The following is a 24,459-nucleotide window of genomic DNA, read 5'->3' as shown; positions in this document are numbered from 1 at the left end:
GACTGCATTCAGAAATAAAAAAGGGCAACTCTGGCGTTGCCCTTTTTAATGCTACAAACTGGATTTACGCGCTGGCGTTATTCAACGCCAGCGACACCGCCAGCGTCTGCGCCAGGCAGAGCGAGGCGACCTGCGAACGGAACCCGTCCACCTGCGCTTCGCGCACCACAAAGCAGACGTCGCTGAAGGCCGCCAGCGGGCTAACCTGGCTGTCGGTAATGGCGATTTGATGCGCGCCGCGCTTCGCGCCCATCTCCACCAGCTCTACCGCTTCGCGCGCGTAGGGAGAGTAGCTGATGGCGATAACCACATCTTTCGGGTTCACCAGGCTGAGCTGCTCGGTGAACATGCCGCCCAGGCCGTCGATCAGGAAAGCGCGACGCTCAAGATGGCGCAGCGCGTAAACCAGATAGGAGGCGACGCTAAACGAGCGGCGCAGGCCGATGACATAGATATTCTCCGCCTCGTTCAGCAGCTGCACCGCTTTATTGAGCTGGTCAGGATTGACCTGCATCGCCAGCTGCTGCAATGCCTGGCTGTTGACCATAGTGAAGACATTCAGGATCTCCGCCGGGCTTTCCGGCGAGGTGGCGGCGTCGTCGGTGGCGGTCTGGCGGAACAGACGCGCGCGCTCGGTATAGTTGACCGTCTCTTCCATCAGGTGCTGACGAAAAACCTGTTTCATTTCGTTGAAGCCGCTAAAGCCGAATGCGTTGGCGAAGCGAATCAGCGTCGACGGCGGCACGTCAGCCTGCGCGGCGATAGAGGCCACGGTATCGAAGGCGATGCTGTTGCTGTTATCGAGAATATAACGAGCCACCTGCTTCAGGCGCTTGCTCAGCGTTTCGTAGCGGCGACGAATATCATCCTGTAACAGGGAGAGTTGAGTAGGGTTATTGGTCATTACTTCGGCCCGTCAAAAAGAAATATGGCTGGATAATGAGCGCTATAGTACCAGATGGATGGAAAATTTCATTTGTTTGCGCCCACAGCGGGGTTTATTTCATCGGTTTATGAATTACCTCACATAATGCAGGGAATGTGACGGGAATAGCGGTGAAAAGCAGATGAAAAAGCGGAACGGACCCTCCTGCGCAGCGTCAACGCGCGCAGGAGGATCCGGCGAATAACGTTACAGCCCGGCGTGCTCGCGAATATATTTGCGCGCTTTCACCGCATATTCAAACGGATTGGCCAACGCCGGATCCTGCTCGGCTTCCACTACCATCCAGCCCTTATAGCCGTAATCATCCAGCATCTTAAACACCGGCTTAAAGTCGATAACGCCGTCGCCCGGCACGGTGAAGGTGCCTTTCTTCACGCCGTCCAGGAAGCAGAGGTGGTTGTCGCGCACCTCGGCGACGATCTCGTCGCGAACATCTTTCAGGTGAACGTGGAAAATACGCGGCAGATATTTCTGCAGCACGTCGAGCATCGCCTGCTGCGAGCCTTCGGAGTAGTAGATATGCCCGGTATCGTAGAGCAGCCCGACATTGTCATTGGTCAGCGCCATAAAGCGGTCGATCTCTTCCACGGTCTGAATGCCGGTGCCCATATGATGGTGCAGCGTCACGCGCATCCCTTTCGCCGCGGCGATCTCCGCCAGTTCGTTATAGCCTTCGGCCGTCAAGCGCCACTCTTCGTCAGTGAAGACTGGCTTTTGCTCCAGCACCGGCAGCGTGGTGCCCTGGATGCTTTTGCTCTGCTCGGAACAGCCGATAACGCGCGCGCCCATGGCGTGCAAAAAATTCATGTGGTTAACGAATTCGTCGATGGTTTTCGCTTTCTCGCCGTTGGCGAAAAAGGTGCTGAACCAGGCGTTGCAAATTTCGATGCCGCGAATGTCGAGCATCGGCTTCAGGACCGCCGGATCGCGCGGATATTTGCTGCCGACTTCGCTGCCGGTAAAGCCCGCCAGCGCCATCTCGCTCACCGTCTGCTGAAAAGTGTTCTCTTTGCCCAGCTCCGGCATATCGTCGTTGGTCCAGCCAATCGGCGCGATGGCCAGTTTTACATTCTTTTTGTTCATCTGTTTAGTCCTGACGGGTCAGGGCGGCCACAGCCGCCCGCAAGAAAAGGGAAACGTTTATTTCTTGTCGTAGAAGGCGGGGCGCGGCGGCATTTCTACCGGCTCGATGGCGCCGCTCTGCTGCGCCTTCAGGCAGGCGTCGGCGGCCACCGAGGCGGCGAAGCCGTCCCAGGCGGACGGGCCGGTCAGTTCGCCCGCCTTCACGTCGTTGATAAAGGCCTGCAGTTCAACGTCGTACGCCTCGATAAAACGATCTTTCCAGTCGGTCAGGATGGTGGTGGAGAGTTTGGCTTCGCTGCGCAGCTGCACCGAGGCGGGCTCCGGCAGCTTCGCGATGCCGGTTTCGCCGACAACCTCGCACTGGATGTCGTAGCCGTAGGCGCAGTTAACAAAGATCTCCACGTCGATGCGCACCCCTTTTTGCGTTTCGAACAGCACGATTTGCGGATCTTTCAGGCGCGCATGCGATTTCGACGTCACGCGCGGGAAGACCACCTGCACGCTTTTATAGTCGTCGTTGGTCAGCCAGCGCAGCACGTCCAGCTCGTGGATCAGCGTGTTGGTGATCGCCATGTCGGTGGTATAGCTCTCCGGCACTGACGGGTTGCGGTGCGCGCAGTGCAGCATCAGCGGCTCGCCGATGCCGCCGTCGGCGATCGCTTTCTTCAGCGCGCGGTAGCCCGCATCGTACGGACGCATAAAGCCGACCTGCACCAGACGCTTGCCGTGCTGGATCTCCGCATCCACTACGCGACGGCAGCCTTCCGCGCTCAGCGCCAGCGGCTTTTCGCAGAACACGGGCTTGCCGGCGGCGATGGCCGCCAGCGTAAACTCTTCATGCGTCGGGTCCCAGGAGGTCACCAGAATCGCGTCGACTTCCGGCGATTTGATGACCTGATGGCCGTCGGCGTAGACCTCTGCCTCGATATTCAGACGCTGCAGCGCGGCGCGCGCGCCGTCAACGTTGATATCCGATACCGCCACCACTTTTGCCCCCTGCAGGACATTATTGCAGCGACGAATATGTTCCTGGCCGATTGCGCCGGCACCGATAACGCCAAGTTTCAAAGTCATAATTACACCTGTAGGGTTCATAGCGAGGAATAAAGGGCCGGATGTTCCGGCCGGAATGTTAGTATTTGCGCGCCTGGTCGAGGTGGGCGTTAAGCTTTTCCGCCACCGCCTGCGTGCGTTCGGACGTAGAGGCCTGCGCCACGCCGACGTGCCACCAGCTGAAATATTTGTGCACCATGGTTTTCGGCAGCACCTTGATGTCGATAAGCGTGGAAACGCTCTGCTTCTGCGCATCTTCCAGCGCCTCAGCAAGCTGCTCCAGCGTCGTCACGCGATAAGTTTTGCAGCCGTAGCCCGCCGCGATGGCGGCGAAGTCCACCGGCACGAAGCCGCCGTCCAGCTTGCCGCCTTCCGGGTTGCGGAAGCGGAACTCGGTGCTGAAGCTGTCCATGCCGTGCTCCATCTGCAGATTATTGATGCAGCCGTTGGTCATATTGTCGAACAGCACCACGTTGATCTTGGCGCGCTCCTGAATCGAGGTGACCAGCTCGGAGTGCAGCATCATAAAAGAGCCGTCGCCCAGCAGCGCATAGACCTCGCGGTGCGGCTGCGCCAGCTTCGCGCCCAGCGCGGCGTTGACCTCATAGCCCATACAGGAGTAGCCGTACTCAACGTGGTACGAGTTGTAGTCGCGGGTGCGCCAGACGCGCTGCAGATCGCCCGGCAGACTGCCCGCTGCCGCGACAATCACTGCATCCTTTGGGAGCTGCTCGTTTAGCGTGCCGAGCACGCGGCTCTGGGTGAGCACCGACTGGGTCAGGCGATTGAATTCGGCGAATACCGCGTCGCGATCGAGATGGTCGGCAATTTCCGGGATAAAGCCGTCGCCGCTGTATTCCACCTGATAGACGCGCTGCGTCTCTTTCAGCAGTTTGCTCTGCGCCTGGGCGATCTGATCGCCCCAGTCGTTGCGGTAGTTTTTATCCGCCAGCCCCGCCTCCAGCGCGACAAGCGCTTCGCGCGCGTCCGCCAGCAGCTGCACGCCGTCGAGCTTGTAGCTGTCGAAGTTGCTGACGTTGACGTTAAGGAAGCTGACCTCAGGATGCTGGAAGATCCATTTTGATGCGGTGGTGAAGTCGGTGTAGCGCGTGCCGACGCCAATCACCAGGTCCGCCTCTTTCGCCAGCAGGTTGGCGGCCAGGCAGCCGGTTTCGCCCACGCCGCCGACGTTGAGCGGATGGTCAGAGACGATAGTGCCTTTGCCCGCCTGGGTTTCGGCGAAGGGGATCTGATAGCGTTCGGCGAACTGGCGCAGCGCCTCGCCCGCTTCGGAATATTTCACGCCGCCGCCCAGCACGATCATCGGCTTGCGCTTGCGGCCAATCAGCGCCAGCGCGTCGTTAAGCTGCGCGCTGGTCGGCAGGCGACGATCGAGACGGTGTACGCGTTTCTGGAAGAAGTAGTCCGGGAAATCCCAGGCCTCGCTCTGCACGTCCTGCGGCAGCGCGAGGGTCACCGCGCCGGTTTCGGCGGGATCGGTCAGCACGCGCAGCGCGTTGATGCAGGCAGTCATCAGTTGTTCAGGACGGCTGACGCGATCCCAGTATTTGCTGACGGCGCGGAAGGCGTCGTTGGTGCTGATGCTGAGATCGTGGCTCTGCTCAATCTGCTGCAGCACCGGATCGGGCTGACGCGTCGCGAAGACGTCGCCCGGCAGCAGGAGTAAAGGAATGCGGTTGGCGGTGGCGGTGGCCGCTGCGGTGATCATATTGGCGGCGCCCGGTCCGACCGACGAACTGCAGGCGATGATCTGACGGCGCAGAGACTGTTTAGCGAAGCCCATCGCGGCGTGCGCCATGCCCTGTTCATTGCGGCCCTGATAAACGATTAGATCGCCGCTATCCTGCTCCAGCGCCTGTCCCAGCCCCAGCACGTTGCCGTGACCGAAGATGGCGAAGAGGCCTTTTACGAACTTCGTTTCCACGCCGTCGACATTAATGTATTGATTATCAAGAAACTTAACCAGCGCCTGCGCGGTAGTCATTCTGATCGTGGCCATATGCTTTTCCTTTACATGCTGCAACCTGGTAGCAGGTCAGCGACGTGGCGTATCGCAAAAGCGACCGCAGGTAACTGAAACGTGAAGCGATTATAAACAAATATATTTTTCATAAAATACGATTACAGAAGAAACATTTCATTTTGCGATTGAGATCAAATTTAACCGCGAAACGGGTTCTTCAGAGCCTGCTGGAGCAGGCTAAGTGAAACAAGAAGCGAGAAAAGTGGGTGATATGGATAATTTCATTCTATTTCAGCCGCTTCCACGCCGGTCGGCACATCTGGCGCTGCAGGCCGTGTGGTCCTGAAACGCGGCGAAACAGCGTAAACATGGCGCACATAATGGGCGAGCGATGCAGAGTTTTACCTGGTTCACAAAATCGCGATGGACGTTTCATTTCATATTGTATTTGGAATTTTTATTCCTCATACTCGCCTTATCGTTAGTCTGGCAAGGGCAAAACCAGACGCACGCCGGGATGTCGGCTCTCTGGCCCGCGTGTCTGCTTATCACAGAAGGAAAACACAGGTATGAGTACACAACAGAAACGGCTTGATGTGATTTGTATTGGACGCATCGCCGTCGACCTTTACGGACAGCAAATTGGCGCGCGGCTGGAGGATATGAGCACCTTTGCCAAATACCTTGGCGGCTCCTCCGGCAATGTTGCCTACGGCACCGCGATTCAGGGGCTGAAGTCGGCGATGCTGGCGCGCGTGGGCGATGAGCACAACGGCCGCTTTCTGCGCGAAGAGCTGAATCGCGTGGGGTGTAATACCGACGGACTGATTACCGATAAGCAGCGCCTGACCGGGCTGGTGATCCTCGGCATCAAAGATGAAGAGAGTTTTCCGCTGATTTTCTACCGCGATAACTGCGCCGACATGGGACTGGTGCCGGATGATATCGACGAAGACTTTATCAATGCGTCACGCGCGGTGGCGGTGACCGGCACCCATCTGTCACATCCCCAGACGCGCGCCGCGGTGCTGAAAGCGCTCGATATCGCGAAGCGCAACGGCCTGCGCACCGCGCTCGATATTGATTATCGCCCGGTATTGTGGGGGCTGACGTCGCTCGGCGACGGCGAAACGCGTTTTATCGAGTCGCAGCAGGTGACGCGCCAGCTGCAGGAAGTGTTGCACTATTTCGATCTGATCGTCGGCACGGAAGAGGAGTTTCATATCGCGGGCGGCAGCACCGATACGCTGACGGCGCTAAGAAGCGTGCGTCAGGCGACGCAGGCGACGCTGGTGTGCAAGCGCGGTCCGCTGGGCTGCGTGGTGTTCGAGGGTGAAATCCCCGACAGCTGGGAGCAGACGCGCCTGCACAGCGGCGTGCGGGTGGAGGTCCTCAACGTGCTGGGCGCGGGCGACGCCTTTATGTCCGGCCTGCTACGCGGCTGGCTCAACGACGAGGGCTGGGAGCAGGCGTGCCGTTACGCCAATGCCTGCGGCGCGCTGGTGGTCTCGCGCCACGGCTGCGCGCCAGCGATGCCGACCAAAGCGGAACTGGATGATTTCCTTAGCCGCGACCGCGAGGTGAAACGCCCCGATCTCGACGCGCGCCTTAACCATCTGCATCGCGTTACCACGCGCAAACAGCGCTGGCCTGAGCTAAACGTCTTCGCCTTCGACCATCGCAAACAGCTGGCCGATATGGCGCGCGAAGCGGGCGTCGACGAGAGCAGGATCCCGGCGCTGAAAGTGCTGTTGCTGAAGGCCGCTGAAGAGGCGGCGTCCGAGGCGGGGCTGGAGAGCAAGAGCGGCATTTTGGCCGATACCACTTATGGCCAGAAGGCGCTGAACGCCATTACCGGCAAGGGCTGGTGGATTGGCCGTCCCATCGAGCTGCCCGGCTCGCGGCCGCTGCGGCTGGAGCACGGCAATATCGGTTCGCAGCTGATCGACTGGCCTGCCGAGCACGTGGTGAAATGTCTGGTGTTCTACCATCCGCACGACAGCGCCGAGATGCGCAAAGAGCAGGACGATCTGGTGCTCGACGTCTGGAAAGGCTGCAATAAGAGCGGGCATGAACTGCTGCTTGAGGTAATTCTGCCAGAGAGCAATCCCGATCGCGACGAGGCCCACTATCTCACTATTCTCAGCCACTTTTATCAGCTGGGCATTCAGCCCGACTGGTGGAAGCTGCCGCCGCTGTCGACGGAGAGCTGGCAGGCGATTGGCGGCCTGATCGAGCAGCAGGATCCATACTGTCGCGGCATTTTGCTGCTGGGACTCGACGCGCCGGAAGAGAAGCTGAAGACGGGTTTCGCCGCGGCGGCGCAGGCGCCCTGGGTGAAAGGTTTTGCAGTCGGACGCACTATTTTCGGCCAGCCGTCGCGCCAGTGGCTGCAGGGCGAGCTGGATGACGCGGCGCTGGTGGAGAAGGTGAAGGGCAACTATCTGCGGCTAATCGGCTACTGGCGCGCTGCGCGCGGTTAGTCGCGGGCTTTTTATACAGACGGCTCTAAAGCTTAAAAAGCGGGAGGCATAAACCGAAGAGCAAAGCGTCCCGCGCCAGGGACAAAAACGCCGGGAGCGTTTTTGAACAACGCGGCGCGTTGGCCCGGTAACGGGCGCACCTCAGGGATGAGGTGCGTATCGGCGCGGGCCGAGCGAGCATGGATGCATAAGCGACTTTGCGATCGGTTTATGCCTCACGCGTCAGCACAATGCAGCTCACCTCAACGACGGGAAAAATCCCGTCGTTTTTACTTCAATAGCTTATTTCAGCGTGATGCTCTGAACGATGCTGTCCGCGTCGCTCTGCGCCTGCTGCTGGTTGTCGCCCGGCAGCGTAATCTGCAGCGTCAGCAGTTTGCCGTCGACCTTCGCCAGAATCACCGAGGACCATGAGGTCTGGTTATTGGCGGAGACCACGCTGTCCAGACGCTGCGCAGGCTGATCTTTCAGGGTAATCGCTTTGTCGGACACCACCTGCAGCTGCGGGTCGCGGTTGCGCTGCTGCTGTTCCAGACGCTGCGCCAACACATCCAGCCCTTCGTTGGTGGCCTCGCCGGCGATAACGATTACGGCGCGCGCGCCGGTTTCATCGGCGTAAACGTGCATATTGGTGGTCTGGTTGCCCAGCTTGCCGCTCTTGTCCGACATGCCTGCCGGCAGCGAGAAGCTCAGCTTGCCGTCCATCAGCGTTACGTTCTGCGCCGACTGGCTGGCGCTGGTGCCGTTGCTGCCGGTCGCGTCATCTTTCTTCTGATCGCAGGCCGCCAGGCCCAGCACCAGTAAGCCAATACCCGCATATTTCACTAAGTTTCGCATCTGAATCCCTTTATTTGATTCCAGTAAGGCGTTCATACAACTCGAATCAGGCGGCAAAAGCAACCGCCCGATTGTCAGAAGATCTTAGCGGGTCATTGCGAAAGGCTCTATCGCCGGTTAGCCGAAATTTACCTGCGGGCGCTGCGAGCGCTCCGCCAGACGTTTCAGCATCGCATTGAGCAGCACGCCATAGGCGGGCAGGAAGAAGACCAGGCAGATCAGGACTTTAAAGCTGTAGTCCACCAGCGCGATTTCGACCCAGTGCGCGGCCATAAAGGGATCCGTGCTCTTATAGAAGGCGATAAAGAAGAAGGCGAGCGTATCGCTGATATTGCCGAGGAACATTGCGCAGCCCGGCGCGATCCACCACTGCGGCAGCTGGCGCAGGCGGTTAAAGACGTGAACGTCGAGGATCTGCCCAAGCGCGTAGGCCATAAAGCTGGCGCAGGCGATGCGTGCGACAAACAGGTTAACGTTTTGCAGCGCCGCCAGGCCCTGCCACTGGCCCTGATAAAACAGGCTAGAGACCAAATAGGATACAAACAGCGCCGGGATCATCACCGCGAGGATAATGCGGCGTGCCAGCGGCGCGCCGAAAATGCGCACGGTCAGGTCGGTCGCCAGAAAAATAAAGGGAAAGCTGAATGCGCCCCAGGTGGTATTGAAGCCGAAAATGGAGACCGGCAGCTGCACCAGATAGTTACTGGAGATAATCACCAGCAGATGAAACAGGGAAAGCCAGATCAGCGCATGCTGACGCTGACGCAGAGAAAATGCGATCATAATGGACCTTTTTCATATTGGGGTGAGGGAACCCATTGCCGCGCAAAGCTGAGCCAGCGCGACGGTGTCGATGTTAAAAAACCGCGGCATCTTACCGCGTTGTGCTATTTACGCAATGGTTAATTTTAACGCAATCGTTCTCGTCTTGCGTCTGCGGGACGCCGCGTTAAAATGAGCGCCCCCTGTTTAGAACCGAGTGATTTATGAGCGACAACTTCTCCCATGCCGACCATCAGCTGGATGCCCTGGGCCTGCGCTGCCCGGAGCCGGTAATGATGGTGCGTAAAACGGTCCGCACCATGCAGGATGGAGAAACGCTGCTGATTATCGCCGACGATCCGGCCACCACGCGCGATATTCCCGGCTTCTGCCGCTTTATGGAACATCGCCTGCTGGCGCAGCAGACCGACACCCTGCCTTATCACTACCTGATCCAGAAGGGCCTCGGCGCCTGATCGTCGCGCCTGCTGCGACGCGCGCGCAGCAGCCGCAGCGCGTTAGCGGTTACCAGCGCCGTCGCACCGGAGTCGGCGACCACCGCCAGCCACAGGCCGGTCAGGCCCAGCAGCGTGGTGACCAGAAACAGCGCCTTCAGCCCCAGCGCAATGGCGATATTTTGCCGCAGCGTGGCGCGCGTGCGTCGCGCCAGCGCCACCAGCGACGGCAGCAGCGGCAACGCATCGCGCGTCAGCGCGGCGTCGGCGGTCTCCAGCGCGATATCGCTGCCGCTTCCCATGGCGATGCCGATAGTGGCCGCCTTCATTGCAGGCGCATCGTTGATGCCGTCGCCGACCATCGCCAGCGGGCGCTGCTGGCCCAGCGCGCGAATGGCGTCGACCTTGTCACCAGGCAGCAGGCCGGCGCGAAAGTCGATGCCGAGTTCGCCGGCGATCGCCGCCGCCGCACGCGGGTTGTCGCCGGTGAGCATCAGGCTTTCAATGCCCATTCTTTTCAGCTCCGCCAGGGCGTCGCGCGCGTCGGCGCGCAGGTTATCGCGCAGCGCCAGCGCGCCCAGCGGTTCGCCGTCGCGCAGGATCGCCACCAGCGTTTGTCCCTGTTCTTCCTGCTGCAGGATCTGCGCGCGCTGCGCGGCGCTCAACGCCTCGACGCGGCCGGGCGACAGCAGCTCTACCTGCGTGCCCTCGACCTGCGCGGCGATGCCGCTGCCCGCCAGCGTCATCTGCTGGCTGGCGGAGGGCAGAGCCAGTTGCCGCTCATTGGCGGCCGCGACGATCGCGGCAGCCAGCGGATGCGTCGAGCCCTGTTCCACCGCCGCCGCCAGCGCCAGCAGCTCATCCTGCGAGACTGAGGCGAAGCAGAGCACGGCGGTAACCTGCGGTTTGCCCTGCGTCAGGGTGCCGGTTTTGTCGAAGGCGACGGCGCGTATCTGGCTGAGACGCTCCAGCGCCGCGCCGCCTTTAATCAGCGCCCCCTGGCGCGCAGCGGCGGCGAGGCCGGAGGTAATGGCCGCGGGCGTCGCGATCACCAGCGCGCAGGGGCAGCCGATCAGCAGCAGCGTCAGCCCTTTATAGATCCACGGCAGCCAGCCGCCGAAGCCAAGCAGCGGCGGTATCACCATCACCAGCGCGGCCAGCAGCATAATCAGCGGCGTATAGAGACGGCTGAAGCGATCGATAAAGCGCTCGACCGGCGCGCGGTGGCTTTCGGCCTCTTCAATCAGGGTGAGAATACGGTCGATGGCGCTGGCGCCGGGTTCAGAGGTCACTTCGAGCTGAATCAACCGATCGACGCTGGTGGCTCCCGCCAGCAGCGCATCCCCTTTTTCACGCGTGACCGGCAACGATTCGCCGGTCAGCGCGCTTTCGTCCAGGCTCGCCTCGTCGCTCAGCAGGCGGCCATCTACCGGCAGGCGTCCGCCCGCCGCCACTTCGATAACGTCGCCGGGGCGCAGCGCCGCCAGCGCCACGGTCTCCCGCCTGTCGCCATTAATCCGCGTGGCATTTTCCGGGCGCAGCGCCATCAGCTGCGTCACGCCGCTGCGCGCGCGCGCGGCGGCAAAAGCTTCCAGCCGTTCGCCCAGCAAAAACAGCAGCAGTACCATCGCCGCTTCGGCGTGGGCGCCGATCAGCAGCGCGCCGGCGGCGGCGACGCTCATCAGCGTTTCGATAGTAAAGGGCGAGCCGCTGCGCGCGCGTCGCCATGCGCTGCGCGCCACCGGCAACAGGCCGATCAGCGTCGTGAGGATAAACAGCCCGTCGCCCCAGCGCGGCATAAACTGGCTTAGCATCACGCTGGCGAGCAGCAAAGCGGCAAGCAGCAGCAGGGCGCGGTTTTCGCGCCAGCGGGAAGCGGGGCGGGGCGTTGGGGCGTCGTCGATTAGCGAGAAGCCGGCGCGCGCGACCGCCTGTTCAACCGCGGCGGCGACATCGGCGCTGGCCTCGACCAGCAGCTTTTCGCTGGCGAAGACGACGCGGGTGCGTAACACCTCGGGCAACTGGCTGACGGCAGTTTCAACGGTACGGGCGCAGCTCGGGCAGTCCATGCCGCTGACGCGCCAGCTAAAGCGCCAGCCGCCTTGCCTGTCGCTCTCTTCGTCGCTGCCGCCCGAATGCCCTTCGCCGCCTGGGCTGCCGTCCGCCTCGCAGCAACCGCCGCCGCAGGCTGGCTGAACGGGCGAGGCGGCACTGATGTTAAGCCGTGCGGGCGCGGCGCCAGGCAGGGTGCACAGCGGTTTAGCGGCGGAATGGGTGTGGCGAGAGCGGCCGCAGCCGCAGGCGTGTTCGTGATGATGTTGCTGCATAAAACCTCCAGTAACGGACGGGCGATCCCGCCCGCTACTGCATCCTACACTCTGGAGTCGACTCCAGAGTCAAGGCTGGTTTTACATCAGAAGAGCCACAGCGAGCGGACAATCATAAAGTGCCCGGCAAAGTAGCAGGCGGCGACGATGGCGCTGTCGGCGCGAAAGCGGCGGCGATAGTGGCTGACGAACCAGACGATATTCGCCAGCAGCAGCAGGCTCGCGCCCACCACCAGCGTGAAGCTGTCGTCGGTGGGGCGGAAAACATACTGCTCGGCGGCCATCCAGGTCATCACCAGCGTCATGCCGATCAGCGTGCAAATCGGCCAGCGCAGCGTCTCCAGGCGGCTCCAGATGGTCGCGATGGTGATGGCGCCGATAATCAGCAGCGTCAGCGGAATCGGCCAGTAAAAGGTCATCGTCATACTGGCGGCGAAGCAGATGGTGTACAGCAGGTGAGAGAGGAAGAAGGCGCCCAGCGCGTAGAGCATCTGCTGGCGCGGCAGCAGCAGCAGCGCGTCGCCGACCAGCGTCGCGAGCAGTCCGGCGATAATCAGGTAATCGGTAGGTTTCAGCACCGGCGCCTGCCAGGCCCAGCCCACCATCAGCAACAGCGTAATGGGTTTGAATAGCCAGCGCTGCCACTGCGGGCCGCGATAGGATGCGTCAACATAGAGCCAACCGGAGAAAAGTACGGCAAGAAATGACCAAAGCATTGCTGCTCCCTTAAGGACAACCTGTCCATCAGATGGTGAAAATTCCCAATAAGTCGATCTCAGTTTAGGTTACGGCTTCGCAATGTGACAATCAGGCAACTCTGGTTGTATGCTTCATCCGCATTGCTTTCCAGAGCTTAACGAGACGAGAAAAAACCATGAGCAAACCACCGCTACTCTTTTTTATCGTGCTGGCCGTTATCGCCGTGCTGGCGACCCGCCAGTTTATCAAGCAGCGGCGAGAGACGGCGGTAAACGACGCCTCGCCGGTGCGTACGCTGATGGTGAAGGTCAAGACCAAGCGGGAGTATCCGTCACCCAACCGGCGTTCGCGCCAGCGCGAAGTCATCGCGGGGGAAGAGATGTGCTACGAAGCCTGGTTCCATCCTCTGAACGGCGCCAGCGATATAAAAGCGATTGTGGGCGAGCATGATTACAACCAGATGGATACCGGCGCGAAGGGCGAGCTGAAGATGCAGGGATCGCGTTTCGTCAGCTTTACGCCGGCGCAGTAAAAAGCGGGCTGTTCAGCCCGCTACGTTTACTTCTTCTTCGGAAAATTGGCCTTCTGCCACGCCAGCAGTTCAAATACGCCGAACAGAAAGATTTTGCACTGCGTCCAGCGATCGATCGGCGGCGCGTCTTTCGGCTGAGTGGCACGCAGCAGCGTCAGCTGCAGCCCGTGCATCAGGATCATAAAGAACAGCGCGACGTGGATAAAATAGCGCAGCGGTTTAGGGTAGGGATCGACCAGGTTAAAAAGTAAAAAAGCCCAGACGCACAGCATTAACAGGCGGCCTAAATTAAGCAACATCGGATGTCTCTTGTTGTCGGTGATATAAACGATACGCCACTTGTCCGGCGATCTTCTCGCGATGCAGCGCCCAGCTAGCGGGCACCGGCGGCGCGCCGTGCTCGACTTCGCTCTCTACATAAATCATCGCCTCGTCCGCCAGCCAGCCATTCTGCTCCAGCAGCTGCAGCGTTTGCTCCAGCAGCCCTTTGCGGAAAGGCGGATCGACGAACACCACGTCGTATGGCTCGCCGGAAGCGGCCAGCCAGTTGAGGGTATTGACGTTGATCACCTGCGCGTCGCTGGCGCGCAGGGTGTGTAAATTCTTCTCCAGCTGCTGCGCCACCGGACGTTCCAGCTCCAGCAGCGTCACCGAACCGGCGAAGCGCGACAGCGCCTCCAGGCCGAGCGCGCCGCTGCCGGCGAAACAGTCAAGGCAGCGTGCCTGCTGCAGCACCGGCGCCAGCCAGTTAAACAGGGTTTCACGAACGCGATCGGTGGTGGGGCGCAGTCCGGCGCTGTCGGGCACCGGCAGTTTGCGTCCGCGCCACTGACCGCCGATGATGCGGATTTGTCCGGCACCGCCTGTGCCGCGAGGGGTTTTACTCATCTTGCTCACAACTCGTCATAATTTGTTGCGTAGTTTAACGGGCGAACGGGTGAGAAGAAACGGTAAAAAAGGGTGCTGTGGTGCGCTGGCTGGAAAGTGTTAGACTAGTGAGTTGCTGAAGTCATACATAATTCTGCCGTTTTTCGCCCTTTCGGCGGTAAAAACCAGAGCTAATTTTTATCCCCTGGGAACAGCGAGCGACCGGGATTAAGCCATCGAGGAGTGTCGTCACACAATGGCAAAAGAGAAAAAACGTGGCTTTTTTTCCTGGCTGGGATTTGGCAAAGAAGAAGAGACACAACAGCCTGCTGAAACGCCGGAACAGCAGCCAGATGAGGCTGCGCTAGCGCAGGCGGAAACCGAAGCGGCGCATACCGTCGAGCTGACCGAGCAGGTCGCCGAGGCGCAGCGCGAAGCGCCTGCGCAGGCCGCGGAAGAGCATGCCGTCGCCGAAGCGCACGTCGCAGCAGAGCCGGAAGCGGAAGCGATCGTCCAGAAAGCGCAGGACGCGGAAATTATCGCGCCGCTGGAGGAGATCGTCCCGGAAGAAGAGCCGGAGCTGGCGCCGACGCCTGTCGCAGACGAGATGTTGCCGGAAACGCTGCCGGAAGAAGAGCAGCCGCTGGATGACGAAGAGCTGGCCGCGCTGGCGCTGGCGGAAGCGCCGCAGGACGAGGCGGCGGAAGAGATCGCCGCGGAAGCGGAAGCGATCGCCGTTGAGAGCGACGCGCAAAATACGGTCAGCGATCTGCCGCTCGCCGCCGCGCCAGTTATTTCTCAGGAGCAGGAACGTCCCACTAAAGAGGGGTTCTTCGCGCGCCTGAAGCGCAGCCTGGTGAAAACGCGCCAGAACCTCGGCTCCGGTTTTATCAGCCTGTTCCGCGGTAAAAAAATCGACGACGAGCTGTTCGAAGAGCTGGAAGAGCAACTGCTGATCGCCGACGTCGGCGTCGAGACCACGCGCCGCATTATCACTAACCTGACGCAGCAGGCGAACCGCAAACAGCTGCGCGACGCGGAAGCGCTCTACGGCCTGCTGAAAGCGGAGATGTCGGGCATTCTGGCGAAAGTAGACGCGCCGCTCGACGTCAGCGGCAAAGGGCCGTTCGTGATCCTGATGGTCGGCGTCAACGGCGTCGGCAAAACCACCACCATCGGCAAGCTGGCGCGCCAGTATCAGGCGCAGGGCAAATCGGTGATGCTGGCGGCGGGCGATACCTTCCGTGCGGCCGCCGTGGAGCAGCTGCAGGTGTGGGGCGAACGCAACAATATTCCCGTTGTGGCGCAGCATACCGGCGCGGATTCCGCCTCGGTGATTTTCGACGCCATTCAGGCGGCGAAAGCGCGCGGCGTCGACGTATTGATTGCCGATACGGCTGGCCGTCTGCAGAACAAATCGCACCTGATGGAAGAGCTGAAGAAAATCACCCGCGTGATGAAAAAACTGGACGAAGAGGCGCCGCACGAAGTGATGCTCACCCTCGACGCCAGCACCGGCCAGAACGCCATCAGCCAGGCGAAGCTTTTCCATGAAGCGGTCGGCCTGACCGGTATTACCCTGACCAAGCTGGACGGTACGGCGAAAGGCGGCGTGATCTTCTCGGTGGCCGATCAGTTCGGCATCCCGATTCGCTATATCGGCGTCGGGGAAGGCATAGAAGATTTACGGCCCTTCAAGGCCGAGGATTTTATTGAGGCACTGTTTGCCCGAGAGGACTAATTGGGATGATTCGCTTTGAAGAGGTCAGTAAGGCATATCTCGGCGGGCGTCAGGCGCTGCAGGGCGTAGATTTTCATCTGCGGCCGGGCGAAATGGCGTTCCTGACCGGCCATTCCGGCGCCGGTAAGAGTACCCTGCTGAAGCTGATTTGTGGCATTGAGCGTCCGAGCGCGGGCCATATCTGGTTCAGCGGTCACGATATTTCACGACTGCGCCACAGCGAGGTGCCGTTCCTGCGTCGCCAGATCGGCATGATCTTTCAGGATCACCACCTGCTGATGGATCGTTCGGTCTACGACAACGTGGCGATCCCGCTGATCATCTCCGGCGCCAGCGGCGAAGATATTCGCCGCCGCGTGTCGGCGGCGCTGGATAAAGTCGGTCTGCTCGATAAGGCGAAAAGCTTTCCGATTCAGCTCTCCGGCGGCGAACAGCAGCGCGTCGGCATTGCGCGCGCCGTGGTGAACAAGCCAGCCGTGCTGCTGGCGGACGAACCGACCGGCAACCTGGACGACGCGCTGTCGGAAGATATCCTGCGTCTGTTCGAAGAGTTCAACCGCGTGGGCGTCACCGTACTGATGGCGACGCACGACAGCGGGCTGATCGCGCGCCGACGCTACCGCGTCATGACGCTCAATCAGGGACGCCTGCATGGAGGCCACGATGGTCAATAAACGCAACAAGCGCCCCGCTGCGCCAAAAGCGAAAGCGCCGTCTAAAAGCAAAGCGCTAAAGGGCGGCTGGCAGGAACAGTGGCGCTACGCGTGGCGCGGCACCCTGTCGGATATGTATCGCCAGCCGCTGGCGACGCTGCTGACGGTCATGGTGATCGCCATCTCGCTGACGCTGCCCAGCGTCTGCTACATGGTGTGGAAAAACGTCAGTCAGGCCGCGACGCAGTGGTATCCCGCGCCGCAGCTGACGGTTTATCTGTCGAAAACGCTGGACGATACCGCCGCGGAAAACGTAGTGGCGCAGCTCAAGCAGGTCGACGGCGTGGATAACGTCAACTACCTGACGCGAGAAGAGGCGCTGAACGAGTTCCGCAACTGGTCGGGCTTTGGCGGCGCGATGGATATGCTGGAGCAGAATCCGCTGCCGGCGGTGGCGATTATTACGCCGAAGCTTAACTTCCAGAATTCCAACACCATGCAGAACCTGCGCGACAGCGTAGCGAAAGTGCAGGGCGTCGACGAAGTGCGTATGGACGACAGCTGGTTCGCCCGTCTGGCGGCGCTGACCGGGCTGGTGGGCCAGGTCGCGTCGATGATCGGCATTTTGATGATTGTCGCGGTGTTCCTGGTGATCGGCAACAGCGTGCGGCTCAGCATCTTCGCGCGGCGCGATACCATCAACGTGCAGAAGCTGATCGGCGCCACCGACGGCTTTATTCTGCGCCCGTTCCTCTACGGCGGCGCGCTGCTCGGCTTAAGCGGCGCGGTGCTGTCGCTGATCCTCTCTGAGGTGCTGGTACTGCGTCTGCAGTCGGTCGTGGCGCAGGTAGCGCAGGTCTTCGGCACCACTTTTTCGCTGGAAGGCTTCTCGTGGGATGAAGGGCTGCTGCTGCTGCTGATCGCCGCGATCATCGGCTGGATCGCCGCCTGGCTGGCGACGGTGCAACATTTACGTCGTTTTACGCCCCAGTAACCGCCTACAACGTTTTTTTGGTATAATGTTCCTCTGCTGCCGACGATCCGGGCGCAGAGGAACCTCCCTCTCTTCCCGTCTCGTCATCTGTGTGTAAAATATTCACTGCTATAATTGAACTTGTGGATAACTTAGCTACTCTAAGTAGCACAGATTGCTTTCGGATTTTCCCCGGCGTTGACTTAAGGTAACGTCTGCTCAAAGGGAAGACGCAGCAACTTAATAACCATTGTGAGGGTTTGAATGACCAAAGAAATGCAAACTTTAGCTATTGCTCCTCTTGGCAACCTGGAATCTTACGTTCGGGCCGCCAACGTCTGGCCGATGCTGTCGGCAGAAGAGGAAAAAGCGCTGGCTGAACGGCTGCATTACCAGGGCGATCTGGATGCGGCTAAGACGCTGATCCTGTCTCACCTGCGCTTTGTAGTTCATATCGCTCGTAATTACTCCGGTTACGGCCTGCCTCAGGCGGACCTGATTCAGGAAGGGAACATCGGCCTGATGAAGGCGGTGCGTCGCTTTAATCCTGAAGTGGGCGTGCGTCTGGTCTCTTTCGCCGTGCACTGGATTAAAGCCGAGATTCATGAATACGTGCTGCGCAACTGGCGTATCGTGAAGGTCGCTACCACGAAAGCGCAGCGCAAGCTGTTCTTTAACCTGCGTAAAACCAAGCAGCGTCTGGGCTGGTTCAATCAGGACGAAGTCGAGATGGTGGCGCGTGAACTGGGCGTAAGCAGCAAAGACGTGCGTGAAATGGAATCGCGTATGGCTGCGCAGGATATGACCTTCGATATGTCCGCCGACGACGAGAGCGGCGAAGGCAAAGCGATGGCGCCGGTGCTTTATTTGCAGGATAAAACCTCAGACTTCGCCGACGGCATCGAAGAGGATAACTGGGAATCGCACGCGGCGGACAAGCTGAGCGATGCCATGCTGGGCCTCGACGAGCGTAGCCAGCACATTATCCGCGCCCGCTGGCTGGACGAAGATAACAAAACCACGCTGCAGGAACTGGCGGATCGCTACGGCGTATCGGCCGAACGCGTACGGCAGCTGGAAAAGAACGCCATGAAAAAACTCCGCATGGCGATCGAAGCATAACGGAACAGCAAAAACGGGCGACGCGAGTCGCCCTTTTTTTTGCCCGCTATTTAACCCAGCCGTCCGCCTGCGCGCGAAAACCGCAGGCCTGCATAAACGCCGCGCGCTCGCCTTGATTCGCGCTGCCGTCGTCCGCCACCCACCAGCTTGAGACCGAACCGTTCTGCGCGATGGTCTCTTCCACCAGATAACGCCCTACGCCGCGACGTCGCGTCACCTCGCGCACGTCCAGCTGCGAAATGTCTCCCTGCGTCCCCGTAATCGTCAGCTTTAACGCTCCCAGCAGCCGCGCATTGAAACGCGCGGCGTAAAGGCGAACGTTTTCGTTCAGGCTGGTTTCCAGCGCGGCGATATCCTCATCCGGCCAGATTTTCGCAAGGTCGATGCGGTCCTGCGCGCTCAGCGTGGTCAGGCGCAGAATAGTGAGTTTCATAACAAACACCTGTACTAGTCGAAAGGGCATAGTGTAGCGAATTTAGACAGTCAGAGCGCCGTCACTTTTTTAAGTTGAAAACAGGTCAAAAGATGGCCTGGATGCCAGGATAGAGGAGATAAAGAACAATAAGAGGCGCAAAAGCCAGCATAACGCGCTGGAGAAATGGCAGTAGAGCCTGCATAACAACCAGATGATTATGCTGTTTCAGCCGGCTATTTCCCAATGTGTCAGTTGATTTACAGAAGAAACTTCCTGTTTAATAACCTGAAAAATAAAGCCTTATTACCAAAAAATACCGGAAAAGCACGCTAAATCATTCATAAACATCATTTTTCGGCTTTATCCGGTAACAACAGCAAACCACAAATCACAGACACAACAAGATGGGGAAGTCCGCATGAAAATGAGTAAAGGCCGCGCATTACTGGCGGGTTGCGTTGCGCTGGCGATGAGCCACGCCGCCCTGGCTGCCGACATCAAAATCGCCATCGTCGGCGCCGTAACCGGCCCGGTCGCGCAGTATGGCGATATGCAGTTCACCGGCGCCGCGCAGGCGATTAAGGATATCAACGCCAAAGGCGGCGTAAACGGCAACAAGCTGGTGGGCGTAGAGTATGACGACGCCTGCGACCCGAAACAGGCCGTGGCGGTGGCGAACAAGGTCGTCAACGACGGCATCAAGTACGTTATCGGCCATCTTTGCTCCTCTTCTACTCAGCCTGCGTCCGACATCTATAACGACGAAGGCGTGCTGATGATTACCCCGGCGGCTACCGCGCCGGAGCTGACCGCGCGCGGTTACGAAACCATTATGCGCACTACCGGCCTGGACTCCGACCAGGGCCCGACCGCCGCAAGCTATATCCTCGATCAGATCAAGCCTAAACGTATCGCCGTGGTGCATGACAAGCAGCAGTACGGTCAGGGCCTGGCGGAGTCGGTGCAGAAAACCCTGAAGGCCAAAGGCGGAAACGTGGTGCTGTTTGAAGGTATCACTGCAGGCGATAAAGACTTCTCTACGCTGATCGCGCGCCTGAAGAAAGAGAACGTCGACTTCGTTTACTACGGCGGCTACTACCCGGAAATGGGCCAGATCCTGCGCCAGGCGAAAGCGGCGGGCCTGAAAGCCGGCTTTATGGGGCCGGAAGGCGTGGGCAACGCCTCGCTCTCCAATATCGCGGGCGACGCCTCGGAAGGCATCTATGTGACGCTGCCGAAGCGCTACGACCAGCTGCCGGAGAACAAGGCTATCGTCGACGCCATCAAGACCAACAGCGCGCAGAACCGCAAAGATCCGACCGGTCCGTTCGTCTGGACCACCTATGCGGCGATCCAGTCGCTGGCGGCCGGCATCGAGCGCAGCAAGAGCGACGAGCCGGAAGAGATTGCGAAAAACCTGAAGGGCGGCGAGCCGGTCCCGACAGTGATGGGCAACCTGAGCTGGGACCAGAAAGGCGATCTGAAAGGCTTCGAGTTCGGCGTATTTAAATGGCACAAAGACGGTTCTTCAACCGCGGTTAAGTAATCGTCCCATCGGCAGACCAATCCCTTGCCGCGTCGGCAGGGGATTTTCCCGTTCTCATGCAGGTCTTCACTATGTCCGAGCAGTTTCTTTATTTCACACAGCAGATGCTTAACGGGGTCACTCTCGGCAGCACCTACGCGCTGATCGCCATCGGTTACACCATGGTTTACGGCATTATCGGCATGATCAACTTCGCCCACGGCGAGGTCTATATGATCGGCAGCTATGTCTCCTTTATCGTGATCGCCGCCCTGATGATGATGGGCATCGACACCGGCTGGCTGATGATCGCCGCCGGCTTCGTGATGGCGATCCTTATCTCCAGCGCCTACGGCTGGAGCATCGAGCGCGTCGCCTATAAGCCGGTGCGGTCGTCGAAGCGCCTGATCGCGCTAATCTCCGCCATCGGCATGTCGATCTTCCTGCAAAACTACGTCAGCCTGACGCAGGGCTCGCGCGACCTCGCGCTGCCGAGCCTGATTACCGGCCAGTGGACGCTGGGCCAGAGCAACGGCTTCGCCGCTACCGTCTCCACCATGCAGATCGTGATCTGGCTGGTGACCTTTCTGGCGATGCTGGCGCTGACGCTGTTTATCCGCTATTCGCGCATGGGCCGCGCCTGCCGCGCCTGCGCCGAAGATCTGAAAATGGCGAGCCTGCTCGGCATCAATACCGACCGCGTCATTTCGCTGACCTTCGTGATCGGTGCGGCGATGGCGGCGGTGGCGGGCGTGCTGCTCGGCCAGTTCTACGGCTCGATTAACCCCTTTATCGGCTTTATGGCCGGCATGAAGGCCTTTACCGCTGCGGTGCTGGGCGGCATCGGCAGCATTCCGGGCGCGATGATTGGCGGCCTGGTGCTCGGCATCGCCGAAGCGCTGACTTCGGCCTATCTCAGCACCGAATATAAAGATGTAGTCTCTTTTGCGCTGCTGATCGTGGTGCTGCTGGTGATGCCGACCGGCATACTGGGTCGCCCGGAGGTCGAAAAAGTATGAAATCCTCCTTTATCAACGCGCTACTCTCCTCCGTGATGCTGCTGGTGCTGGCCAGCTTCTTTATGGGCATGCGCCTCGGCCTCGACGGCACCCGCCTGGTGGTGCAGAGCGCCGGAGAGGTGCGCTGGAACTGGATTTTCGTCGGCTGCGGCGTAGTCTTTCTCTTTCAGCTGCTGCGCCCGTTCTGGCAGCGCGGCCTGAAAAAGATTTCCGGTCCGGCGCTGGTGCTGCCCGGCATCGACGGCTCTACGCCTAAGCAGAAGCTGTTTATGCTCGCGCTGATCGTCGTGGCGGTGGCCTGGCCCTTTTTCGTTTCGCGCGGCGCGGTGGATATCGCCACGCTGACGCTGATCTACGTGATGCTCGGTCTCGGACTCAACGTGGTGGTCGGCCTTTCGGGCCTGCTGGTGCTCGGCTACGGCGGCTTCTACGCCATCGGCGCCTACACCTTCGCGCTGCTGAATCACTACTTCGGCCTCGGCTTCTGGGAGTGTCTGCCGCTGGCGGGCATCGTCTCGGCGCTCTTCGGGCTGCTGCTCGGCTTTCCGGTGCTGCGTCTGCGCGGCGACTATCTGGCGATCGTCACGCTCGGCTTCGGCGAGATCGTGCGCATTCTGCTGCTGAATAACACCGCGCTGACCGGCGGTCCCAACGGAATCGCGCAGATCCCCAAGCCGTCGCTGTTCGGCCTGGAGTTCGGTCGCAAAGTCTCTGAAGGCGGCTGGAGCACCTTCCATGAGTTCTTCGGCCTGAAATATGACCCCAGCGACCGCGTGATTTTCCTCTATCTGGTGGCGCTACTGCTGGTGGCGCTGACGCTGTTCGTGATTAACCGCCTGCTGCGCATGCCGCTGGGCCGCGCGTGGGAAGCGCTGCGCGAAGATGAGATCGCCTGTCGCTCGCTCGGCCTGAGCCCGACGCGCATCAAGCTAACCGCCTTTACCATTAGCGCCGCGTTCGCTGGCTTCGCCGGCACGCTGTTCGCCGCGCGCCAGGGCTTTGTCAGCCCGGAGTCCTTTACCTTTGTCGAATCCGCCTTCGTGCTGGCGATTGTGGTGCTGGGCGGCATGGGCTCGCAGTTTGCCGTAATCCTCGCCGCTATCCTGCTGGTGGTGTCGCGCGAGCTGATGCGCGACCTGAACGAATACAGCATGCTGGTGCTGGGCGGCCTGATGGTGCTGATGATGATCTGGCGTCCGCAGGGGCTGCTGCCGATGAAGCGTCCGCACCTGAAACTGGAGCAGAAACAAGGAGAGCAGGCATGAGTCAGCCTTTATTAGCCGTTGAAGGCCTGATGATGCGCTTCGGCGGCCTGCTGGCGGTCAATAACGTGGCGCTGGAGCTGCGCGCGCAGGAGATCGTCTCGCTGATCGGTCCCAACGGCGCGGGAAAGACCACCGTATTCAACTGCCTGACCGGCTTCTACAAGCCGACCGGCGGCACCATTAAGCTGCGCGAGCAGCATCTGGAAGGCCTGCCCGGCCAGCAGATCGCCCGCATGGGCGTGGTGCGCACTTTTCAGCACGTGCGTCTGTTCCGTGAGATGACGGTAATCGAGAACCTGCTGGTGGCGCAGCATCAGCATCTGAAAAGCGGCCTCTTCTCGGGCCTGTTCAAAACGCCCGCCTTTCGTCGCGGCGAGAGCGAGGCGCTGGATCGCGCCGCCACCTGGCTGGAGCGCATCGGACTGCTCGATCTTGCCAACCGCCAGGCGGGCAATCTGGCCTATGGCCAGCAGCGCCGTCTGGAGATCGCGCGCTGCATGGTGACGCGCCCGGAGATCCTGATGCTGGACGAACCGGCGGCCGGGCTGAATCCGAAAGAGACGCACGAGCTGGATGAGCTGATCGCCGAACTGCGCGGCGAGCATAAGGTTTCTGTCCTGCTGATTGAACACGATATGAAGCTGGTAATGGGCATTTCCGACCGTATCTATGTAGTGAACCAGGGTACGCCGCTGGCCAACGGCACGCCGGAAGAGGTGCGTAATAATCCGGATGTGATCCGAGCCTATTTAGGAGAGGCGTAACATGGCAAACCCGATGTTATCCGTTAACAACGTCAGCGCGCACTACGGCAAGATCCAGGCGCTGCATAACGTCAGCCTGCATATCAGTCAGGGCGAAATCGTCACGCTGATCGGCGCCAACGGCGCGGGGAAAACCACGCTGCTCGGCACGCTGTGCGGCGAGCCGCGCGCCACCCAGGGCAGCATTACCTTCGACGGCAAAACCATTACCGACTGGCAAACCGCGCGCATTATGCGTGAGGCGATCGCCATCGTGCCGGAAGGGCGCCGGGTCTTTTCGCGCATGACGGTAGAGGAGAACCTGGCGATGGGCGGCTTTTTCGCCAGCCGTCAGGAGTATCAGACGCGCATCGCGCGTGTCTATGAGCTCTTTCCGCGTCTGGCGGAGCGTAAAATCCAGCGCGCGGGCACCATGTCCGGCGGCGAGCAGCAGATGCTGGCGATCGGCCGCGCGCTGATGAGCCAGCCGCGTCTGCTGCTGCTGGACGAGCCTTCCCTGGGGCTGGCGCCGATTATTATCCAGCAGATCTTCGATACCATCGAGCAGCTGCGTAAAGAGGGGATGACCATCTTCCTGGTGGAGCAGAACGCCAACCAGGCGCTGAAGCTGGCGGATCGCGGCTATGTGCTGGAGAACGGGCACGTGGTGCTGGAAGATACGGGCGAGGCTTTACTCTCCAACGAAGCCGTCCGCAGCGCTTACTTGGGGGCTTAAGGCCTGGCTTACTTGCCATTTCGGCAGCGGGCAGTGCTCGCATTCCTCACGTACTTTAGTACGCTCCGGATGCTGCGCGCTGGCCGTTGCCGAACTGGCTGCGCCGCCGACGGCCTTTGGCTGTTGTGCGATAAAATATTTTAGGTAAGCCCTTCATCTGGCCGTCATCCGGCTGTCATCTCGCTGTTATTAATCCGTCATTTTCCCGTGTCATGTTACTTCGCGAACAAAAAATGCGT

The 24,459-nt window shown here is 60.2% G+C and carries 23 protein-coding genes; 12 read left to right on the top strand and 11 right to left on the bottom strand.

What is annotated here, in order from left to right:
* Positions 1-64: 64 nt before the first annotated feature.
* The 4 genes from B3229_RS14255 to iolD form a co-directional block, all read right to left on the bottom strand.
* On the bottom strand, positions 65-904 hold the full coding sequence (locus B3229_RS14255) for a MurR/RpiR family transcriptional regulator (RefSeq protein WP_033753250.1): 840 nt from the start codon (positions 902-904) through the stop codon (positions 65-67).
* Positions 905-1,132: 228 nt separating this feature from the next.
* The gene (gene iolE, locus B3229_RS14250) at positions 1,133-2,029 is read right to left on the bottom strand and encodes a myo-inosose-2 dehydratase (protein ID WP_286871744.1); all 897 of its coding nucleotides are present in this window, start codon (positions 2,027-2,029) and stop codon (positions 1,133-1,135) included.
* A 57-nt stretch (positions 2,030-2,086) separates the two neighbouring features.
* Positions 2,087-3,103, bottom strand: coding sequence for a Gfo/Idh/MocA family oxidoreductase (locus tag B3229_RS14245; RefSeq protein WP_277268718.1), 1,017 nt, complete (start codon positions 3,101-3,103; stop codon positions 2,087-2,089).
* Between the two features lie 58 nt (positions 3,104-3,161).
* Positions 3,162-5,102, bottom strand: coding sequence for a 3D-(3,5/4)-trihydroxycyclohexane-1,2-dione acylhydrolase (decyclizing) (iolD, locus tag B3229_RS14240; RefSeq protein WP_286871741.1), 1,941 nt, complete (start codon positions 5,100-5,102; stop codon positions 3,162-3,164).
* A 533-nt stretch (positions 5,103-5,635) separates the two neighbouring features.
* Here iolD and B3229_RS14235 point away from each other — a divergent pair.
* Positions 5,636-7,549 carry a bifunctional 5-dehydro-2-deoxygluconokinase/5-dehydro-2-deoxyphosphogluconate aldolase gene (locus tag B3229_RS14235; protein ID WP_286871738.1) on the top strand — a complete coding sequence of 638 codons (1,914 nt, stop codon included), beginning with the start codon at positions 5,636-5,638 and terminating at the stop codon, positions 7,547-7,549.
* A 282-nt stretch (positions 7,550-7,831) separates the two neighbouring features.
* Here B3229_RS14235 and B3229_RS14230 read toward each other — a convergent pair whose 3' ends face one another.
* Positions 7,832-8,386: a DcrB family lipoprotein gene (locus B3229_RS14230; RefSeq protein WP_033753537.1), complete on the bottom strand. Its 555-nt coding sequence runs from the start codon at positions 8,384-8,386 to the stop codon at positions 7,832-7,834.
* 117 nt (positions 8,387-8,503) lie between these two features.
* Complete coding sequence (locus B3229_RS14225) at positions 8,504-9,169, bottom strand: 7-cyano-7-deazaguanine/7-aminomethyl-7-deazaguanine transporter (protein ID WP_048783432.1); 666 nt, start codon at positions 9,167-9,169, stop codon at positions 8,504-8,506.
* 203 nt (positions 9,170-9,372) lie between these two features.
* Here B3229_RS14225 and tusA point away from each other — a divergent pair, with 203 nt between their 5' ends.
* Positions 9,373-9,624, top strand: a complete 252-nt coding sequence (tusA, locus tag B3229_RS14220; protein ID WP_033753239.1) for a sulfurtransferase TusA — start codon at positions 9,373-9,375, stop codon at positions 9,622-9,624.
* Here the strand turns inward: tusA and B3229_RS14215 are convergent.
* Both B3229_RS14215 and B3229_RS14210 read right to left on the bottom strand, forming a co-directional pair.
* A complete protein-coding gene (locus tag B3229_RS14215) occupies positions 9,594-11,930 on the bottom strand; it encodes a zinc/cadmium/mercury/lead-transporting ATPase (RefSeq protein ID WP_286871732.1) in 2,337 nt (778 codons plus the stop codon). The two genes, tusA and B3229_RS14215, sit on opposite strands and share 31 nt — an antisense overlap.
* An 86-nt stretch (positions 11,931-12,016) precedes the next feature.
* Complete coding sequence (locus B3229_RS14210) at positions 12,017-12,646, bottom strand: lysoplasmalogenase (RefSeq protein ID WP_048784734.1); 630 nt, start codon at positions 12,644-12,646, stop codon at positions 12,017-12,019.
* A 158-nt stretch (positions 12,647-12,804) separates the two neighbouring features.
* Between B3229_RS14210 and B3229_RS14205 the strand changes: the two genes are divergently transcribed.
* The gene (locus tag B3229_RS14205) at positions 12,805-13,161 is read left to right on the top strand and encodes a DUF2500 domain-containing protein (protein ID WP_286871729.1); all 357 of its coding nucleotides are present in this window, start codon (positions 12,805-12,807) and stop codon (positions 13,159-13,161) included.
* A gap of 26 nt (positions 13,162-13,187) precedes the next feature.
* On the opposite strand, the gene B3229_RS14200 is transcribed toward B3229_RS14205, so the two are convergent.
* Entirely contained in the window at positions 13,188-13,460 is a 273-nt protein-coding gene (locus B3229_RS14200) for a DUF1145 family protein (protein WP_048784732.1), read from the bottom strand.
* On the bottom strand, positions 13,450-14,049 hold the full coding sequence (rsmD, locus tag B3229_RS14195) for a 16S rRNA (guanine(966)-N(2))-methyltransferase (RefSeq protein ID WP_048784730.1): 600 nt from the start codon (positions 14,047-14,049) through the stop codon (positions 13,450-13,452). The genes B3229_RS14200 and rsmD overlap by 11 nt, the downstream gene beginning before the upstream one ends.
* A gap of 235 nt (positions 14,050-14,284) precedes the next feature.
* Between rsmD and ftsY the strand changes: the two genes are divergently transcribed.
* The 4 genes from ftsY (at position 14,285) to rpoH (ending at position 18,517) form a co-directional block, all read left to right on the top strand.
* Positions 14,285-15,769, top strand: a complete 1,485-nt coding sequence (gene ftsY, locus B3229_RS14190; protein WP_286871726.1) for a signal recognition particle-docking protein FtsY — start codon at positions 14,285-14,287, stop codon at positions 15,767-15,769.
* A 5-nt stretch (positions 15,770-15,774) separates the two neighbouring features.
* The gene (gene ftsE / locus B3229_RS14185; RefSeq protein WP_033753218.1) at positions 15,775-16,443 is read left to right on the top strand and encodes a cell division ATP-binding protein FtsE; all 669 of its coding nucleotides are present in this window, start codon (positions 15,775-15,777) and stop codon (positions 16,441-16,443) included.
* The gene (gene ftsX, locus B3229_RS14180) at positions 16,433-17,416 is read left to right on the top strand and encodes a permease-like cell division protein FtsX (RefSeq protein ID WP_286871721.1); all 984 of its coding nucleotides are present in this window, start codon (positions 16,433-16,435) and stop codon (positions 17,414-17,416) included. Before ftsE ends, ftsX begins: the two co-directional genes overlap by 11 nt.
* Positions 17,417-17,659: 243 nt before the next feature.
* Positions 17,660-18,517, top strand: coding sequence for an RNA polymerase sigma factor RpoH (gene rpoH, locus B3229_RS14175; RefSeq protein ID WP_033792649.1), 858 nt, complete (start codon positions 17,660-17,662; stop codon positions 18,515-18,517).
* A 46-nt stretch (positions 18,518-18,563) separates the two neighbouring features.
* Here rpoH and panM read toward each other — a convergent pair whose 3' ends face one another.
* Positions 18,564-18,950, bottom strand: coding sequence for an aspartate 1-decarboxylase autocleavage activator PanM (panM, locus tag B3229_RS14170; protein WP_048784724.1), 387 nt, complete (start codon positions 18,948-18,950; stop codon positions 18,564-18,566).
* A gap of 400 nt (positions 18,951-19,350) precedes the next feature.
* On the opposite strand from panM, the gene B3229_RS14165 reads away from it, so the two are divergent.
* From B3229_RS14165 to livF, 5 genes are all read left to right on the top strand, one after another.
* Positions 19,351-20,478 (top strand): branched-chain amino acid ABC transporter substrate-binding protein, encoded by a 1,128-nt coding sequence (locus B3229_RS14165; RefSeq protein ID WP_048784722.1) that lies wholly within the window; start codon positions 19,351-19,353, stop codon positions 20,476-20,478.
* Between the two features lie 71 nt (positions 20,479-20,549).
* Positions 20,550-21,476 (top strand): high-affinity branched-chain amino acid ABC transporter permease LivH, encoded by a 927-nt coding sequence (livH, locus tag B3229_RS14160; protein WP_033753535.1) that lies wholly within the window; start codon positions 20,550-20,552, stop codon positions 21,474-21,476.
* Positions 21,473-22,741 carry a high-affinity branched-chain amino acid ABC transporter permease LivM gene (locus B3229_RS14155; RefSeq protein ID WP_286871714.1) on the top strand — a complete coding sequence of 423 codons (1,269 nt, stop codon included), beginning with the start codon at positions 21,473-21,475 and terminating at the stop codon, positions 22,739-22,741. Before livH ends, B3229_RS14155 begins: the two co-directional genes overlap by 4 nt.
* The gene (gene livG, locus B3229_RS14150; RefSeq protein WP_033753208.1) at positions 22,738-23,505 is read left to right on the top strand and encodes a high-affinity branched-chain amino acid ABC transporter ATP-binding protein LivG; all 768 of its coding nucleotides are present in this window, start codon (positions 22,738-22,740) and stop codon (positions 23,503-23,505) included. The genes B3229_RS14155 and livG overlap by 4 nt, the downstream gene beginning before the upstream one ends.
* A 1-nt stretch (position 23,506) precedes the next feature.
* Positions 23,507-24,220, top strand: coding sequence for a high-affinity branched-chain amino acid ABC transporter ATP-binding protein LivF (gene livF / locus B3229_RS14145; RefSeq protein ID WP_033753206.1), 714 nt, complete (start codon positions 23,507-23,509; stop codon positions 24,218-24,220).
* Positions 24,221-24,459: the final 239 nt, after the last annotated feature.

The organism is Pantoea sp. UBA5035, assembly GCF_002415245.1.
Taxonomy (GTDB): domain Bacteria; phylum Pseudomonadota; class Gammaproteobacteria; order Enterobacterales; family Enterobacteriaceae; genus Pantoea; species Pantoea septica.
This window is presented reverse-complemented; position numbering and strand designations above follow the sequence as displayed.

What these genes read in the sequence shown, in the direction of transcription:
- B3229_RS14215 (WP_286871732.1), bottom strand. Translation starts at nt 11,930, where the DNA reads ATGCAGCAACATCATCACGAACACGCCTGCGGCTGCGGCCGCTCTCGC.
- livG (WP_033753208.1), top strand. Translation starts at nt 22,738, where the DNA reads ATGAGTCAGCCTTTATTAGCCGTTGAAGGCCTGATGATGCGCTTCGGC.
- B3229_RS14255 (WP_033753250.1), bottom strand. Translation starts at nt 904, where the DNA reads ATGACCAATAACCCTACTCAACTCTCCCTGTTACAGGATGATATTCGT.
- B3229_RS14205 (WP_286871729.1), top strand. Translation starts at nt 12,805, where the DNA reads ATGAGCAAACCACCGCTACTCTTTTTTATCGTGCTGGCCGTTATCGCC.
- livF (WP_033753206.1), top strand. Translation starts at nt 23,507, where the DNA reads ATGGCAAACCCGATGTTATCCGTTAACAACGTCAGCGCGCACTACGGC.
- rsmD (WP_048784730.1), bottom strand. Translation starts at nt 14,049, where the DNA reads ATGAGTAAAACCCCTCGCGGCACAGGCGGTGCCGGACAAATCCGCATC.
- B3229_RS14235 (WP_286871738.1), top strand. Translation starts at nt 5,636, where the DNA reads ATGAGTACACAACAGAAACGGCTTGATGTGATTTGTATTGGACGCATC.
- ftsY (WP_286871726.1), top strand. Translation starts at nt 14,285, where the DNA reads ATGGCAAAAGAGAAAAAACGTGGCTTTTTTTCCTGGCTGGGATTTGGC.
- tusA (WP_033753239.1), top strand. Translation starts at nt 9,373, where the DNA reads ATGAGCGACAACTTCTCCCATGCCGACCATCAGCTGGATGCCCTGGGC.
- iolE (WP_286871744.1), bottom strand. Translation starts at nt 2,029, where the DNA reads ATGAACAAAAAGAATGTAAAACTGGCCATCGCGCCGATTGGCTGGACC.
- B3229_RS14165 (WP_048784722.1), top strand. Translation starts at nt 19,351, where the DNA reads ATGAAAATGAGTAAAGGCCGCGCATTACTGGCGGGTTGCGTTGCGCTG.
- B3229_RS14245 (WP_277268718.1), bottom strand. Translation starts at nt 3,103, where the DNA reads ATGACTTTGAAACTTGGCGTTATCGGTGCCGGCGCAATCGGCCAGGAA.
- B3229_RS14230 (WP_033753537.1), bottom strand. Translation starts at nt 8,386, where the DNA reads ATGCGAAACTTAGTGAAATATGCGGGTATTGGCTTACTGGTGCTGGGC.
- iolD (WP_286871741.1), bottom strand. Translation starts at nt 5,102, where the DNA reads ATGGCCACGATCAGAATGACTACCGCGCAGGCGCTGGTTAAGTTTCTT.
- B3229_RS14155 (WP_286871714.1), top strand. Translation starts at nt 21,473, where the DNA reads ATGAAATCCTCCTTTATCAACGCGCTACTCTCCTCCGTGATGCTGCTG.
- B3229_RS14200 (WP_048784732.1), bottom strand. Translation starts at nt 13,460, where the DNA reads ATGTTGCTTAATTTAGGCCGCCTGTTAATGCTGTGCGTCTGGGCTTTT.
- B3229_RS14210 (WP_048784734.1), bottom strand. Translation starts at nt 12,646, where the DNA reads ATGCTTTGGTCATTTCTTGCCGTACTTTTCTCCGGTTGGCTCTATGTT.
- ftsE (WP_033753218.1), top strand. Translation starts at nt 15,775, where the DNA reads ATGATTCGCTTTGAAGAGGTCAGTAAGGCATATCTCGGCGGGCGTCAG.
- rpoH (WP_033792649.1), top strand. Translation starts at nt 17,660, where the DNA reads ATGACCAAAGAAATGCAAACTTTAGCTATTGCTCCTCTTGGCAACCTG.
- ftsX (WP_286871721.1), top strand. Translation starts at nt 16,433, where the DNA reads ATGGTCAATAAACGCAACAAGCGCCCCGCTGCGCCAAAAGCGAAAGCG.
- panM (WP_048784724.1), bottom strand. Translation starts at nt 18,950, where the DNA reads ATGAAACTCACTATTCTGCGCCTGACCACGCTGAGCGCGCAGGACCGC.
- B3229_RS14225 (WP_048783432.1), bottom strand. Translation starts at nt 9,169, where the DNA reads ATGATCGCATTTTCTCTGCGTCAGCGTCAGCATGCGCTGATCTGGCTT.
- livH (WP_033753535.1), top strand. Translation starts at nt 20,550, where the DNA reads ATGTCCGAGCAGTTTCTTTATTTCACACAGCAGATGCTTAACGGGGTC.